At 75.3% G+C, this 14222-nt stretch carries 12 protein-coding genes; 7 read left to right on the top strand and 5 right to left on the bottom strand.

Annotation, left to right across the window (positions count from 1 at the left end):
- The first annotated feature begins 31 nt into the window (after positions 1-31).
- Complete coding sequence (locus DWV08_RS15630; protein WP_115414651.1) at positions 32-1978, top strand: solute carrier family 23 protein; 1947 nt, start codon at positions 32-34, stop codon at positions 1976-1978.
- A 39-nt stretch (positions 1979-2017) separates the two neighbouring features.
- Here the strand turns inward: DWV08_RS15630 and dnaB are convergent, their stop codons facing one another.
- Positions 2018-3394 carry a replicative DNA helicase gene (gene dnaB / locus DWV08_RS15625; RefSeq protein ID WP_162801598.1) on the bottom strand — a complete coding sequence of 459 codons (1377 nt, stop codon included), beginning with the start codon at positions 3392-3394 and terminating at the stop codon, positions 2018-2020.
- 224 nt (positions 3395-3618) lie between these two features.
- Here dnaB and DWV08_RS15620 point away from each other — a divergent pair, with 224 nt between their 5' ends.
- On the top strand, positions 3619-4086 hold the full coding sequence (locus DWV08_RS15620) for a DoxX family protein (RefSeq protein ID WP_115414649.1): 468 nt from the start codon (positions 3619-3621) through the stop codon (positions 4084-4086).
- A gap of 31 nt (positions 4087-4117) precedes the next feature.
- On the opposite strand, the gene DWV08_RS15615 is transcribed toward DWV08_RS15620, so the two are convergent.
- Positions 4118-4627 carry a mycothiol transferase gene (locus DWV08_RS15615; RefSeq protein ID WP_115414648.1) on the bottom strand — a complete coding sequence of 170 codons (510 nt, stop codon included), beginning with the start codon at positions 4625-4627 and terminating at the stop codon, positions 4118-4120.
- A gap of 38 nt (positions 4628-4665) precedes the next feature.
- Positions 4666-5004 carry a GNAT family N-acetyltransferase gene (locus tag DWV08_RS15610; protein ID WP_115414647.1) on the bottom strand — a complete coding sequence of 113 codons (339 nt, stop codon included), beginning with the start codon at positions 5002-5004 and terminating at the stop codon, positions 4666-4668.
- Positions 5005-5238: 234 nt separating this feature from the next.
- Between DWV08_RS15610 and DWV08_RS15605 the strand changes: the two genes are divergently transcribed.
- Positions 5239-6708 (top strand): pyridoxal phosphate-dependent decarboxylase family protein, encoded by a 1470-nt coding sequence (locus DWV08_RS15605; protein ID WP_162801597.1) that lies wholly within the window; start codon positions 5239-5241, stop codon positions 6706-6708.
- A gap of 11 nt (positions 6709-6719) precedes the next feature.
- Here the strand turns inward: DWV08_RS15605 and DWV08_RS15600 are convergent, their stop codons facing one another.
- On the bottom strand, positions 6720-8564 hold the full coding sequence (locus DWV08_RS15600) for a hypothetical protein (RefSeq protein WP_115414646.1): 1845 nt from the start codon (positions 8562-8564) through the stop codon (positions 6720-6722).
- A gap of 132 nt (positions 8565-8696) precedes the next feature.
- On the opposite strand from DWV08_RS15600, the gene DWV08_RS15595 reads away from it, so the two are divergent.
- The 4 genes from DWV08_RS15595 (at position 8697) to DWV08_RS15580 (ending at position 13578) form a co-directional block, all read left to right on the top strand.
- Complete coding sequence (locus DWV08_RS15595) at positions 8697-9626, top strand: hypothetical protein (protein ID WP_241237341.1); 930 nt, start codon at positions 8697-8699, stop codon at positions 9624-9626.
- 1 nt (position 9627) lies between these two features.
- The gene (locus tag DWV08_RS15590; RefSeq protein ID WP_115414645.1) at positions 9628-10416 is read left to right on the top strand and encodes a ferritin-like domain-containing protein; all 789 of its coding nucleotides are present in this window, start codon (positions 9628-9630) and stop codon (positions 10414-10416) included.
- 242 nt (positions 10417-10658) lie between these two features.
- Complete coding sequence (locus DWV08_RS15585) at positions 10659-11858, top strand: P-loop NTPase family protein (protein WP_241237340.1); 1200 nt, start codon at positions 10659-10661, stop codon at positions 11856-11858.
- Positions 11851-13578: an ABC transporter transmembrane domain-containing protein gene (locus tag DWV08_RS15580; RefSeq protein WP_115414644.1), complete on the top strand. Its 1728-nt coding sequence runs from the start codon at positions 11851-11853 to the stop codon at positions 13576-13578. The genes DWV08_RS15585 and DWV08_RS15580 overlap by 8 nt, the downstream gene beginning before the upstream one ends.
- A 75-nt stretch (positions 13579-13653) precedes the next feature.
- Here DWV08_RS15580 and DWV08_RS15575 read toward each other — a convergent pair whose 3' ends face one another.
- Positions 13654-14166 (bottom strand): hypothetical protein, encoded by a 513-nt coding sequence (locus DWV08_RS15575; protein ID WP_115414643.1) that lies wholly within the window; start codon positions 14164-14166, stop codon positions 13654-13656.
- Positions 14167-14222: the final 56 nt, after the last annotated feature.

The following is a 14222-nucleotide window of genomic DNA, read 5'->3' as shown; positions in this document are numbered from 1 at the left end:
GCGGCCCTCCGCACGCTCCCCGAGGACGAGAATGACCGCTGCCGCCCCTGCCCCCGCTCCCCAGCCCGCCGCCGCTCCCGCGCGGCACCCCGTGGACCAGGTGCCGCCCCCGGCACGGCTGACGGTGCTCTCGATCCAGCACGTGCTGGCCTTCTACGCGGGCGCGGTGATCGTGCCGCTGCTGATCGCCTCCGGCCTGGACCTCACCCCCGAGCAGACGATCCACCTGATCAACGCGGACCTGTTCACCTGCGGCATCGCCACCCTGATCCAGTCGGTCGGCTTCTGGAAGGTGGGCGTGCGCCTGCCGATCATCCAGGGCGTGACCACCACCGCCGTCTCCCCGATCATCGCGATCGGGCTCGCGGCCACCGGCGGCGAGGGCGGCGCCGAGGGGCTGCCGATGATCTACGGCTCGATCATCGTCGCGGGACTGTTCACCTTCCTGGTCGCGCCGTACTTCGCGAGGATCCTGCGGTTCTTCCCGCCGGTGGTGATCGGCACCGTGCTGGCCACGATGGGCATCACCCTGCTGGGCGTCTCCGCCGGGGACATCACCAACTACGCTGAGGGCACCCCCACGGGGCGCGACATCGCCTACGCGCTCGGCACCCTCGCCGTGATCGTGCTCGCCCAAAGGTTCTTCCGCGGCTTCCTCGGCACCATCGCGGTGCTGCTCGGCCTCGTGCTCGGCACGGCCGTGGCGGTGCTGCTGGGGGACACCGACTTCAGCGGCGTGGCCGAGGCCTCCGCCGTCGGGGTCACCACCCCCTTCTACTTCGGCATCCCCGCCTTCTCCCTCACCGCGATCGTCTCGATGATCATCGTCATGCTCATCACGATGGTGGAGACCACCGGGGACGTCTTCGCCGCGGGCGAGATCGTGGGCCGGCGGATCCGGCCGCGGAACATCGCCGAGGCGATCCGCGCCGACGGCCTCTCCACTCTGCTGGGCGGGGTGCTGAACTCCTTCCCCTACACCTGCTTCGCGCAGAACATCGGCCTGGTGCGCCTGACCCGCGTGCAGTCCCGCTGGGTGGTCGCGGGCGCGGGCGTGCTCATGATCATCCTCGGCCTGCTGCCGAAGGCCGGAGCGGTGGTCGCCGCGATCCCCTCCCCCGTGCTCGGCGGCGCCTCGCTGGCCCTGTTCGCCTCCGTGGCGCTGGTGGGCATCCAGACCCTCTCCACGGTGGACCTCACCGACAACCGCAACTCCGTCATCGTGGGCACCTCCCTGGGCCTGGCGATGCTGGTGAGCTTCAAGCCCGACATCGCCGGGGTGTTCCCCGCCTGGGCGCAGGTGTTCGTCTCCTCCGGCGTGACCGTCGGCGCGCTCACCGCGATCGTGCTGAACCTGGTGTTCTTCCACCTCGGCCGGCAGCGCGGCGCGCACGTGGCCACCACCGCGCAGGGCGAGCGGATCGGGATCGAGGAGGTGGGCGCGATGGACCGCGAGACCTTCGTGGCCACCTTCGGCTCCCTGTTCAACGGGGCGACCTGGCCGCTGGAGCGGGCCTGGGAGTCGCGCCCCTTCGCCGACGCGGCCGCGCTGCGCGAGGCGATCGAGGAGGCGGTGCTCACCGCGGACCGCGCCGAGCAGGACGCCCTGGTGCGCGCCTACCCGGACATGGCCACGCTGGTCACGGCCACGGAGGAGCAGGCCGGCGCGATCAGCCAGGACGTGGGCTCGCTGGCGCTGGACGGCCTGGACGAGGAGGACGTGGAGGCGCTGCGCGACCTCTCGGCCCGATACGCGGAGAGGTTCGAGCTGCCCTTCGTCGCCTTCCTGGGCCGCACCGACTCCCTGGAGACGATCCTCGCCGACGGCGTGCGCCGGCTGGACCACTCCCCCGCGCACGAGCGCCGCGTGGCGCTCGCCGAGGTGGCGGAGATCGCCGGGGACCGCTTCGGGATCATGGTCGCCGACGCGAACCCGATCGGCTCCGCCTGGGCACGGAAGTTCGAGTCGCTGCGGTGAGGTGAGCGGGGGCGGGACACGGCAGCCGACGGGGCGGCCTCAGCCGCTGAAGCCGCCTGAGCCCGCCATGTCCTTGAACCGGGAGTAGTGGCCCTCGAAGGCGACCGGGATCGTCTTGGTGGCGCCGTTGCGGTGCTTGGCCACGATCAGGTCCGCCTCGCCGGCCCTCGCGGACTCCTTCTCGTAGTAGTCCTCGCGGTGGATCAGGAGGATGACGTCGGCGTCCTGCTCGATCGAGCCGGACTCGCGCAGGTCGCTCATCATCGGGGTCTTGTCCGTGCGCTGCTCGCTGCCTCGGTTCAGCTGCGAGATCGCGATGACGGGCACGTCGATCTCCTTGGCCAGCAGCTTCAGGGCTCGGGAGAACTCCGAGACCTCCTGCTGGCGGGATTCGACCTTCTTGCCCGAGCTCATCAGCTGCAGGTAGTCGATGACCACAAGCTGCAGATCGTGCTTCTGCTTGAGGCGGCGACACTTCGCGCGGATCTCCATCAGGGACATGTTCGCGCTGTCGTCCATGAACAGAGGGGCGTCGGCGATGCGGCTCATGGCGCGGGCCATGGCCTGCCAGTCGCGGTCGTCCATGGAGCCGTCGCGCATGCGGTTCATCGGCACCTGCGCCTCGGCGGAGAGCAGGCGCATGGTGATCTCCGTCTTGTCCATCTCCAGGGAGAAGATCACGCTGGCCTGGCCGTTGTGGATGGACGCGGAGCGCAGCACGTCCATGCCCAGGGTGGTCTTGCCCATGGCGGGACGGCCGGCGAAGATGATCATCTGCCCGCCGTGGAGGCCCTGCGTGAGCTCGTCGAGCTCGGCGAAGCCGGTGGGCACGCCGGTGACCTGGCCGCCGCGGTTCTGGGTGGCCTCGATCGCGTTGAGGGTCTCGTCGATCACCTCGCCCAGCGGCAGGAAGTCCTCGCTCTGGCCGCGCTCGGTCACCGCGTAGATCTGGGCCTGCGCCTCGTTGATCACCTCGTCCACCTCGCCGCCGTCGGAGGCGTAGCCGAGCTGGACGATCCGGGTGCCGGCCTCGACCAGGCGGCGCAGCTGGGCGCGCTCCACCACGATCTCCGCGTAGTAGCCGGCGTTCGCGGCGGTGGGGACCATGTCGATGAGGTCCGCGAGATAGGCGCCGCCGCCCACCCGCTGCAGCTCGCCGCGCTTGGAGAGCTCGTCGGAGACGGTGACGAGGTCCGCCGGCTCCCCGCGGCCGTACAGATCGATGATCGCCTCGTAGATCATCTCGTGGGCCGGGCGGTAGAAGTCGCTGCCCTGCACCGTCTCGACCACGTCGGCGATCGCGTCCTTGGACAGCATCATGCCGCCCAGCACGCCGCGCTCGGCGGGGAGGTCCTGCGGCGGGGTGCGCTCCAGTCCGCGGTCGGGTCCGGCTTCGAAGGCGTCGGTGGATGTCACCGGGCCAGTGTAGGAACTCCCGCGCGCCGATGCGCCGCGAGGGCGGCCCGGTGGAGCGGGCACCACTGGGGAGGGGCGGTCGGGCCGACGAGCCACGCGTGCAGGGCAGGGCGGTCGGGCCGCTCCGCGATGAGGCACATCCCTCGTCCGCCGCCCACCCCTCGCCATCTTGTTGATCTTTCATCTAGTCTCGGCGGCTCCAGACCCCCGACGGAAGGATCCACATGTCCCCCTCGTCCCGCACCGGCACCACCACCGCTCTCGGCCTGCTGATCGCCCGCCTCGCGCTGGGCGCGATCTTCGCCGCGCACGGCTACCAGAAGCTCGTCACCTTCGGCCTGGCCGGCGTCACCGACTCCTTCCGCGGCATGGGGGTCCCGGCGCCGGAGCTCGTCGCACCTGTGGTCGCGATCGTCGAGCTCGTGGGCGGCATCGCCCTGATCGCCGGGGCCTTCACCGGGATCGTCGGCCTCGTGCTGGCGCTGGACATGCTCGCGGCGGCGCTCCTGGTGCACGTCGGCCAGGGAGTGTTCATCGAGAACGGCGGCTGGGAGCTGGTCGGCGCCCTCGGCGCGGGTGCGCTCGCTCTGGCCGCCGTCGGCGCCGGGCGCTTCTCGCTGGACGGACTGCGCCGTGGCGGCTCCCGCGGCGCGCGCAGCCGGTCGGCCTCCGCCGCCACCGCCTCCGTCTGAGGCGCCCGGCCCGCCCTGCCGGTTCGCCGGTTCAGCCGCGGCGCGGCATCCCCAGCACGTAGGCGGCCTGGGCGAGGTGCTGGATCGCGTCGTCCAGGATGCTCACCAGCCGGGCGCCCTGGGTGACGGGCGGATCCCACTCCTCGTCCACCACCGCGGCGAGGTCCCACGCGGTGAGGGTGTCGAGGTGGGAGTCCACGGCGTCGAGGGTCGCGGCTACGTAGTCCACCAGCGCCTCGCCGTCCGCGACGGCGATCGCCCGGGCCTCGTCGGGGCTGTGGCCGTAGCCCACGGCGGCGCCCTCCTCGCCCAGGCCGAGCCGTTCGCCGACACGCCTCGCCCGCCACACCTCCTCCGCGCCGGTGAGCGCGGCGAGCTGCACGTCGATCTCGCGCCCGGTGTGCCACAGCAGCCAGGCCACGGAGTTGGGGTGCTCCCCCGGATGGGCGGCGAGCACGTGGGCGTCGATGCGGCCGCGCAGCGCCTCGGCGGCGTGGCGGGGGCGGGAGGCGAGGTCGCGGAGGATGTCGAGGGCGTCCATGCCCCGACGCTACTCCCCCGGCCCGGGCCCGGCACCGTTCAGTCCTCGCGGAGCACCCCGCCGGCCTGCTCGGGGTGCCGCTGCAGCCAGCTCTCCACGAAGGGGCAGATCACCAGCACCGGGAGCGCCGCCGCCCGGGCCTCGGCGAGGACGGTGCGCACCAGAACGGAGGCCACGCCCTCGCCGCGATGGGCCGGGTCGGTGACGGTGTGCACCAGCTCCACGCGGCGCCGGGTGCGGGTGTAGAGGAGAATGCCCACCACGTCCCCGCCGCGCACCGCCTCGTAGCGCTCGGCCGCGGGGTTGTCGCGCACGGCGATCCGCTCCTCGGGGCCGTGGGTGTGCTCCTCGGGGAGGCCGTCTGCTCCGGTGGACATGGGCGAGCCCCCTTCCGGCTGTCGGTTCCACCGTACGGCAGGGTCGCGGCGATGTCAGGGGCCTCGCCCCCGCTCCGCCCGGCCGCCGCCTCGCCGCCCGGCCGCCGCCTCGTCCCGCCACAGACCGTCGACCCCTCCATGCCGGGCCCCCTCCGCCCCGGACCGTCGGCCCCTCCATGCCGGGCCCCGCGCCTGCCAGCATTCCCGCCCGGCTCCCGCCGGGGCCGTGCGACCATGCAGGACGTGACAGAGCAGACGTCCCCCTCCGCCGCACCGCCCGCCGCCGCCCGGGAGCGCACCGCCTTCGCCGACGCCACCGACGCCCTGCAGCGCCACCGCGACCATTCCGAGATCTGGGGCGACGAGCGCGAGGCGGTGAGCCTCGCCCTGCAGTGGGCCGCCTCCCGCGCCACGGTGGCCACCGATCCCAAGACCACCGCCCGCTCCGCCGCGGCGCTGCGGGCGGACGTGGGCGAGACGATCACCGAGGACGGCATCGGCGCGGCCCGGGCGCTGGAACTGTTCGAGGACGTGCTGCTGCCGGCCACCCGCTCCGTCGAGGACCCGATGAACCTCGCGCACATCCCGGCGGCCCCCACCCGCGCCGCGGTCGCCTTCGACACCGTGGTCTCCGCCGCGAACGTGTTCGGCGGGGTGTGGGAGTGCGGGGCCGGGGCGATCTTCGCCGAGAACCAGGTGCTGCGCTGGCTCGCGGATCTGCTGGGATGGCCCGAGGACGCCGCCGGGGTGTTCGTCGCCGGCGGCACCCACGGGAACCTCTCCGCCCTGGCCACCGCCCGCGACCACGCGCTGCGCACCCGGGGCCACCGTCCCGAGGGCGGATGGGCGCTGGCCTGCGCCTCGACCGCCCACTCCTCGATCGCCTCCGCCGCGAGGCTGCTGGACATGGACGTGGTGACGGTGCCGGTGGACGACCACGGCCACCTCACCGGCGCGGCGCTCGCGCCCGTGCTCGCCGCGGATCCGCGGATCTGCGCGGTGGTGGCCTCGGGCGGGACCACCAACGCGGGGATCGTCGACGAGATCGGCTCGGTGGTGGAGGTCGCGCACCGCCACGGCGCCTGGGTGCACGTGGACGGCGCCTACGGCGGGGCCGCGCTGGCCGCTCCCACCGCCCGGGAGCGCTTCGCCGGCATCGAGGAGGCGGATTCGTTCATCGTGGACCCGCACAAGTGGCTGTTCGCGCCCTACGACTGCTGTGCGCTGCTGTACCGGGACCCGCGGCCCGCGGCGGCGACCCACTCCCAGCACGCCGCCTACCTCGATTCCATCGACCGCGGCGAGTCCAACCCCACCGACCTGGCCGCGCACCTCTCCCGCCGCACCCGCGGGCTGCCCCTGTGGTACTCGCTGGCCACCCACGGCACCGCGGCGTACACCGCCGCGATCGAGCGGTGCCTCGCCTCCGCCCGCACCGTGGCCCGCGCGATCGAGGAGACGGAGCACCTCGAGCTGCTGCTGCAGCCGGAACTGTCGGTCGTGGTGTTCCGCCGCCCGGGATGGAGCCCGGCCGCCTACCGTCGCTGGTCGCAGCGCCTGGCACAGGAGGGCACGCTCCTGTGCCTGCCCACCGCCTTCGCCGGCGAGATCGCGCTGCGCCTCGCCTTCGTGAACCCCGCGACCTCGCCGGGGACGGTGATCGAGGTGCTGCGCTCGACGACCACCGCCGACGACGGCAGCTGAGCGGGCGCGGCTCAGCGGGGCGCGGCGAGGGAGGCCCGCAGGGCCTCCATGCGGGCCGCGTCCTCCTCGTGCCCCAGGTGGGTCCAGTTCTCGCCGGCCCGCTTCGCGGCGCGGCGGGCGGCGCCGCGCCGTCCCTGTTCGGCGAGCAAGTGGGCGTGGCGGTCCTCGAGGTAGGCGGCCCAGTACCGCGCCCGCTGCTCGTGGCCGGGCGGCATCGTCCCGATCGCCTCCAGCGCCTCCCGGCGGTGCAGGTCGTAGGCCTGCTCGTCGGCGCCCTCCTCCCCGCGGGCGAGGGCGGTGCCCACGGCGATGAACAGCCCCACCCGGGCGTCCACCCGGTGGTCCCACAGCAGCTCCGGCGGGAGCCCGGACCGGCTCGCCCCCGGGCGGGTGCGCCGCTCGATCTCCCGCACCGCCTCGGACACCACGCCGGTGCGGCCGAGGTCCAGCGCCCGACGCATCACCAGCGCCTGCGCCTCGAGCTCGGTGCGGATCAGCTCCGCCTGCGCGGCGGCGGTGGTCTCGAGGTCGTCGGCGAGCCAGCGGGCGTGATGGGCGAGCACCTGCAGCTCGCGCAGCGAGGCGGCGGCGTCCCCGGTGCGCTCGTGCAGGCTCGCCCCGAGCCGGGCCGCCTCCAGCTGGGCGCGGTGATCGCGCTGGCCACGGGCGATCCGGCGGGCCTGTTCGAGCACCACCCAGGCGGCGTCGTACCGCTGGGCATCCACCCGCTGGGCGGCGACGGCCAGCAGCGGCGCGATCCTCAGCGCATCCCGGCCCAGGGTGCGCTGCAGGGAGGCGAGCCGGCCCGCGGTGAAGCCCGCCTGGGCGGTGGCGCCCGCGGCCATCAGCCCCCGCAGCAGGGTGGTGATCAGCCCGACCCGCAGCGGCGGGTCCTCGATCAGCGGCATCGCCTCCAGCGCCTCGAGGGCGTGGTGCACCGCCGGCAGCGGCCGCTGCGTGCACAGGGTGCGGGCGAGCACCGCGTGGGCGGCGGTGGCCAGGCGGGCCGGCCCCTCGGCGGTGCCGGGCGCCGGGACGGCGCCGTGCGGGCCCGGATCCTGCGCCCCGTCCCCGTGGGCGCCGGCCGCGTGGGCGTCAGGGCCCTCGCCCGCGCCGCGGTCCTCGAGCAGATCGAGCACGTCGAGGGCGGCGGTGGTCGCGCCGGCCTCGTCCCCGGCGCCCTCGAGGGCCTGCGCGAGGCGCAGGCGCAGCTCCGCCTCGGGATCGCGCAGCATCTGGTCACGCACCGCGGGCAGCGCGGACAGCGCGGCCCGCAGCCGGGCAGCGTCCCGGCGGGGGTCGACGATCTCCCCGCGCGGGCCCGGCAGGGCGGAGCGCATCTGCGCGCGCACCACCACGAGCATCTCCGGGGAGACCTGGCGGGCGCTGCCTCGTCGGCGACCGCGCGAGGAGGGCTGCGGGGCTTGCGCCGCCCGGTCCCGCCCCGTGCCGGGCTGCTCGAAGGGTCCCCGCTCGAGCAGCACGGTCGCGACGGCGGCGGCCTGCTGGGGGTGCCCGCTGCGGCGCAGCAGGGTCACCAGCGCCGCCGCGTCCCGCTCGATCTCCTCGGTGCGCCCGGCGAGCGCCGCGCACCGCAGGCCCACCGCGAGCAGCTCCAGGCGGTCCTCGGGCGGTGCCTGCTCCTGCCGGAAGCGCTCCACCAGCACGCGCGCCTCGCGCTCGCGCTCCGCATGCAGCAGGTCGCCGGCCCGCAGCGCGGCCTCGTGCACGTCCCGGGGGCGCGGCAGAGGGAGCTGGGCGGGCCGCAGCGCCGCCCGCAGCCGGTCGAGGGACGGCACCGACCCCTCGGTCCCGTCACCGCCCGGGACCGGGAGCGAGGCGGCGGCGAGGGTCATCACAGACGAAACCTACCAAGGGCGCGTGGCCCTGCCCACAGCCCATGGTCCACAGATCTCCGTACAATGACCGAGGCCCTCGCGCGATCCCCGCGCGGGCATCCCGGCCCCGTCCTGGAAGTGAGGTGACCGGTGAGCGTCGAGCTCGAGACGGCCGCCCCCGCCGCCCCTGCGCCGCCCACCGCGGATCCGCACGCCGCGATGCCCACCACCGGCCCCTACGCAGGCCACCTGCACTTCGACGGCACCGTCGCGCCGGTGCTGCGCACGGAGGTGGACGTCGCCGCGTACGTGCGGCGGGGCACGGGCCGGCTGCCCGTGGACACCGGGGCGCTCGCGGAGGCGGGCTCGCCCGCCGCCCCGCTGCGCCTCGCGCTCGGGATGCTGCAGCGCCTCGAGGCCTCCGCCCTGGCCGAGTCCCGCACGATGCTCGCCACCGCCACCGGCAACGAGGCCCGCATCACAGCGTTCCTCGCCACCTGGCTGGTGGACCGCTTCTGGCAGTCCCGCGCCCTGCGCGACGTGCTCACCGGCGACCATCCCGTCCAGCGGCCCCAGCCCGTGCACCGCCCCGGCCCCGTGCACACCCTGCGCCGGCTCCACGTGGACCGGGTCCAGCCGCTGCTCTCCCCGCTGTGGACCGGCCTGGCCGGGGAGGCCGTGGCCGCCGGGCACATGGCGCGGATGGCGATCCAGGAGGCGTCCCTGCACACCGCGCTCACCGCGCTCGGCGAACGGCTGGACGGCGAGGCGGGCCGGGTGGCCCGCGAGGTCGCCGGCCGGCACGAAGCGGCGGTGGAGTTCTTCACCGCCGAGGCGATCGCCCGCGTGACCCGGTCGCGGCGCGAGGCGGTCACCGCCCGGGCGGTGCTCGCGGCCGGCTCCCCGCTCGAGGGCGGCCACCTCCCCGATCCGGACCTGCGCCCCGCCCTCGCGGTCCTCGCCGCGGAGCCCCGCCACCGCGCCGCGCTGCTCCGCGCCCGGTACGAGATCACCCGGCTGCTGCCGGGCCCCGTGACCTCGGACCCCCACCTCCGCTCCCTGCCCCGCACGGAAGAGTGATATGGCCTTCGACCTCGACCAGTTCGCCGAGTCCTCGGTGCCCGTGAAGTACGAGGATCTCGACTTCGATACCTTCGAGACCCAGCCGCTGGACGCCCCCACCCTCCGCTCGCTGCGCTACATGTGCGACGTGGAGTACCACACCTCCTGCTTCCTGCGGGACCTGCTGGTCACCCCCTCGCACCGCGAGGAGGACGCCGGCGGCTTCATGACCCTGTGGAACCGGGAGGAGTTCTGGCACGGGGAGGCGCTCGCCCAGGTGCTGGCCCGCCACGGCATCGTGGTGGACTACGACGAGGTGAAGGCCAAGCGCGAGAAGCTGGGCTGGATGGGGGCGCTGGGCCCGCTGAAGCAGTCGGTGCTCAGCAACCTCGCCGGCACGGACTTCGTGGCCGTGCACATGGTGTGGGGCGCCGCGAACGAGCTCTCCGCCGTGGCGGCCTATCGTCGGCTCTCCGCGATGACCGATCATCCGGCGCTGTCCCCGCTGCTGAAGCGGATCGCCCAGCAGGAGACCCGCCACGTCGCCTTCTACACCACCCAGGCCCGGGAGCGGCTCACCGCCTCGGAGACCGCGCAGAAGGTGGTGCGCCTGGTGATGTCGCGGATGTGGAAGCCGGTGGGCAGCGGGATGATGGACGACGCCGAGGTGCGCCACGTGATGGGCCACCTGTTCGCCGGGAAGGCCGGCGAGCTGGACAAGCTCGACACCCGGGTGCAGCGCCTGCCCGGGCTGGACGGGCTGACGATCTTCCGCAGCGCCTTCGCCCGGCTGGGCGTCCCCGCCTGAGCGCACCCCCTCCCCCACCGCACAGCCCCCGCCCCGCTCACCGCGCCCGGCCCGCGCGGCGCGGCGTCCTGCCCGGAGCACCCCTGGGCAGTGCGCTGACCTGCATCGCGACGCCCCGGCGTCTCTGAGATCCCTCTCATCGACGGTTCATCGCGGCCTCATCGCCCCGACGTTCACTGGACGTGTTCGGCACGGATCCGCCCGGATCCGGCCCCGACCGCCCCCGAGCGAGGAGATCTCCGATGACGATCCTGCACCCCCGGACCGCGACCGCCGCCCGTCCGGACCACGACGCCCCGCCCGCCGCCTCCCCCGTGCCGGCGCCGCACACCGTGCCGGCCCGCGAGGCCGAGGCCGGGCTGCGGTCCCGGCTGGAGAGGGCCAAGCACGCGTTCTCCACCCGCACCGTCGGCCCGTTCCTGCGCAGCGCCGAGGGCCTGGGCCTGCTCACCGGGGATCACGTGCCGCAGGCCGGGGAGGTGGTGCTCGCGCGCGTCACCGCGCTCGGCCATCACAAGCGCCTGGAGAGCCCCGTCTCGCGCCGACAGATGCTGTTCGAGGGCGACGAGATCCTGGTGGCCTACGGCAGCCGGTACGCGGCCGACCAGTTCCTGGCGGTGCTGCCCGACGACCTCGGGCCCGCGCACCTGGCCGCCGCCGGCGGTCTCGCCTCGCGGGTGATCGAACGGCACGACCGCATCGCCGGCGCCACCGAGATCACCCCGATCGGGGTGCTGCACGACGCGCACGGCCCGCTCACCCTCACCCGCACGGCGGCGCACCGCGTGGACCGCGGGATCGCCTCCCGCCCGGCGCGCCCCGCGCACGAGGTGCCCGTCCTGGCGGTCCTGGGCACCTCCATGAACTCCGGCAAGTCGACCGTGCTCGCGCATCTCGCCCACGGGCTCTCCGCCGCCGGGCTGCGGGTCGCGGCGGGCAAGGCCACCGGCACCGGCGCGGGCAACGACTACAACGCCTTCGTCGACGCGGGGGCGCGGCCGGTCATGGACTTCACGGACTTCGGGTACTCCTCCACCTTCCAGGTGGGCATCGAGGAGGTGCGCGATCTGTTCCTGTCCCTCGCCGACGCCCTCGCGGGCGCACCCGAGCGCCCCGACGTGGTGCTGATCGAGATCGCCGACGGCGTCTACCAGGGCGAGACCGCGCGCCTGCTCACCGATGACGCGTTCGGGGAGGTCGTGGACCGGATCGTGTTCGCGGCCGGGGATGCGCTGGGCGCCGTGGGCGGGGTGGGGGCGCTGGACGCCCTGGGGCGGCGCCCCTCCTGCGTCTCCGGCGTGGTGACCGGCTCGCCGCTGGCGACCGCCGAGGCACGCCGGGCGCTGGAGGTGCCGGTCCTCCCCACCGCCGCCCTCGGCACCGCGGAGGTGGCGCGCGGTCTGGTCGCCGATCTCCTCGAGGGCGCCGCCGACGATGCGTGACCGCGCCCGCTCCCGGGCCGACGACGGACTGGTGTGGGACGCCGCGCCGCTGCCCCCGCTGCTGCGGGGCCGGCGGCGGGGCTGGCTCGCGCTGCTGGTGCTGCTCGGGCTGGGCCAGGCGGCGCTCGGGGCGCTCTCCGCGTGGGCGCTGGTGCGGCTGCAGGACGCCCCGGCCGGGGTGTCGGAGCTGCTGCTGCGCGCCCTGGCGGTGCTGCTGCTCACGGCCCTCGCGATCGGTGCGCTCACCGTCCACGAGCGGGTGGTCGCCGAGCGCCTGGGCCAGGACTACGTCCACCAGCTGCGCCTCACGCTGCTGGGCGATGCGCTGACCCCCGGGCACAGCACCTCCCTGGGCGTGACCGTGGCCCGCACCACCAACGACCTCGCCGGGGTGCGGAACTGGGTCTCCCAGGGCATCGCCCCGCTCACCGCCGCGGTGCCTCTGATCGGCGGCAGCCTGGTCACGCTCGCCGTGCTGGACCCCCACCTCGCCCTCGCCCTCGCGGCACCGCTGGCCGGGCTCGGCCTGTGCCTGCTGGTGTGGGCGCGCACCGCGCTGATCAAGACCCGACGGATGCGCCGCACCCGCGGTCGCCTCGCCACCCGCATCGCCGACACCGTCACCGCGGCCGAGGGGATCCTCGCCGCGGGCGGCGGCGAGCGCGAGCTGCGGGGGCTGCGGGACGCCTCCGGCTCCCTGGTGGAGATCGCGGTGGACCGGGCCGGGACCGTCGGCGCGCTGCGCGCCGGCGGGGTGGTCACCTCCACCCTCACCACCCTGCTGGTGGCCGCGACCGGCACCTACCTGGGCCTGACCCCGCAGGTGACGATGGCGGCGATGGCGGTGGCGGGCATCGCCTCGGCCCCCGTGCTGGGGATCGGAAGGATCGTCGAGCACCGCCAGACGTACCGCGCCGCCCGGATGGTGCTGGGACCCGCGCTGGCCGGTGCCGAGGAGCGCCGGGCGCAGGCCGGCGCCCGCCGCCGCCTCGCCGCCGACGTCCCCGCCCCCGACCCCGTGCCGGACGGCGACGCGGGCGTGCACCTGGAGCTGCCGGGGCTCACCGCCCCCGGGCAGCCGCTGCGCGCACGGCCCGGCGACCGGGTGCGCCTGGTCTCGCAGGATCCGCGGGCACCGCACGAGTTCGTCCGACGCCTGCTGGAGCTGTCGCCCGGCCCCGCCTCGGGCCCGCCGGACTCGCTGTGGGTGGCGGGCCGGAACCTGCGCCGCCTCACCCCGAAGCGGGTGCGGCGACGGGTGGGCCACGCCGCGGCGGGCGCCGTGTTCGAACGGGGCGCCCTGTCCCGCGCGCTGCACTACCGGCGCCCGGACCTGGACGCCGCCCACGACGAGGAGATGCTGGCCCGGGTGGGGCTGGACGTCTCGGCGCTGCCCCACGGGGCGCGCACCCGGCTGCGCAGCGGCGGTGCGCCGCTGGACCGCGCGGACCGCGCACGGCTGGCCCTCGCACGGGCGCTGTACGGCGACCCGCCGCTGCTGCTCGTGGAAGGCATCGAGGGCGATCTCGACGATGCCGGGCGGCGGATGCTCGCGCAGGTGCTGGAGGACTACCCGGGGGTGGTGGTGATGGTCTCCACCGAGGGACTCGCCCACCGGCTCGGGGCCCGCGAGCACCGGCTCGAGGCGCTTCCCGCGCCCCACCGGCCCGCCGCCGTCGGCGACCGCCGCGGCCGGGAGGACGAGGCCGACGAGGAGTGAGCCCGCCGGGGCGGGGATGCGGGCGGCGCCCGCAGCCCCGGGGCGCCCACCGCGGCGGCGCGCCGTCAGGACCGGTCAGTCATCGTCGTCATCGTCATCATCGGCATCATCGTCGTCGTCACACTCGAGCTCGCCGTCGTCCCACTCGCACACGCCGGAGGGCCGGTCCGGGGCGCTCTGCGAGGAGCCGGAGGACGACCCGCCGGAGCTGGAGCTCTGCGAGGAGCTGCTCGAGGGCCGGGGCGCGGCCGTGGTCGGGGCGGGGGTCGGGGAGGGCTCCACCGCCCCCATGCCGGCGCCGTCGGAGTGGACGCCGCCGGGCTGGGCGGTGGCCGTCGCCTGCGGCAGCTGCACCGCCTCGAGGGAGGAGCCGTTCTCCGCGGCGGTCTGCGAGGCGGGGCTCGGCGGGGCGGCGTCCTGCGAGGCGGCGTCCTCCCCGGCGGCGTCCGTGCCGTCGGCGACGGGGGTGGCGCCCACGCTGATGCCCGGACGCGCCTGCGGGGACTCGTCGGCCGCGGGCAGCACGGCCAGAGCGATGGCGGCGAGCCCCGCGGCCACGACGATCACCAGGGTGCGCAGAGTCCTCATGGCTCACAGGGTCCAAGCCGGCGATGACGTCCCCATGAGGCGCGGATGAGAGAGCT

The organism is Brachybacterium saurashtrense (assembly GCF_003355475.1).
Taxonomy (GTDB): Bacteria; Actinomycetota; Actinomycetes; order Actinomycetales; family Dermabacteraceae; genus Brachybacterium; species Brachybacterium saurashtrense.
The sequence above is the reverse complement of the archived record's forward strand: the minus strand, read 5'-3'. Positions and strand labels throughout refer to the sequence as shown.

Coding starts and splice junctions, on each gene's coding strand:
- DWV08_RS15630 (WP_115414651.1), top strand. CDS start 32: ATGACCGCTGCCGCCCCTGCCCCCGCTCCCCAGCCCGCCGCCGCTCCC.
- DWV08_RS15620 (WP_115414649.1), top strand. CDS start 3,619: ATGTCCCCCTCGTCCCGCACCGGCACCACCACCGCTCTCGGCCTGCTG.
- DWV08_RS15615 (WP_115414648.1), bottom strand. CDS start 4,627: ATGGACGCCCTCGACATCCTCCGCGACCTCGCCTCCCGCCCCCGCCAC.
- DWV08_RS15610 (WP_115414647.1), bottom strand. CDS start 5,004: ATGTCCACCGGAGCAGACGGCCTCCCCGAGGAGCACACCCACGGCCCC.
- DWV08_RS15605 (WP_162801597.1), top strand. CDS start 5,239: ATGCAGGACGTGACAGAGCAGACGTCCCCCTCCGCCGCACCGCCCGCC.
- DWV08_RS15600 (WP_115414646.1), bottom strand. CDS start 8,564: ATGACCCTCGCCGCCGCCTCGCTCCCGGTCCCGGGCGGTGACGGGACC.
- DWV08_RS15590 (WP_115414645.1), top strand. CDS start 9,628: ATGGCCTTCGACCTCGACCAGTTCGCCGAGTCCTCGGTGCCCGTGAAG.
- DWV08_RS15585 (WP_241237340.1), top strand. CDS start 10,659: ATGACGATCCTGCACCCCCGGACCGCGACCGCCGCCCGTCCGGACCAC.
- DWV08_RS15580 (WP_115414644.1), top strand. CDS start 11,851: ATGCGTGACCGCGCCCGCTCCCGGGCCGACGACGGACTGGTGTGGGAC.
- DWV08_RS15575 (WP_115414643.1), bottom strand. CDS start 14,166: ATGAGGACTCTGCGCACCCTGGTGATCGTCGTGGCCGCGGGGCTCGCC.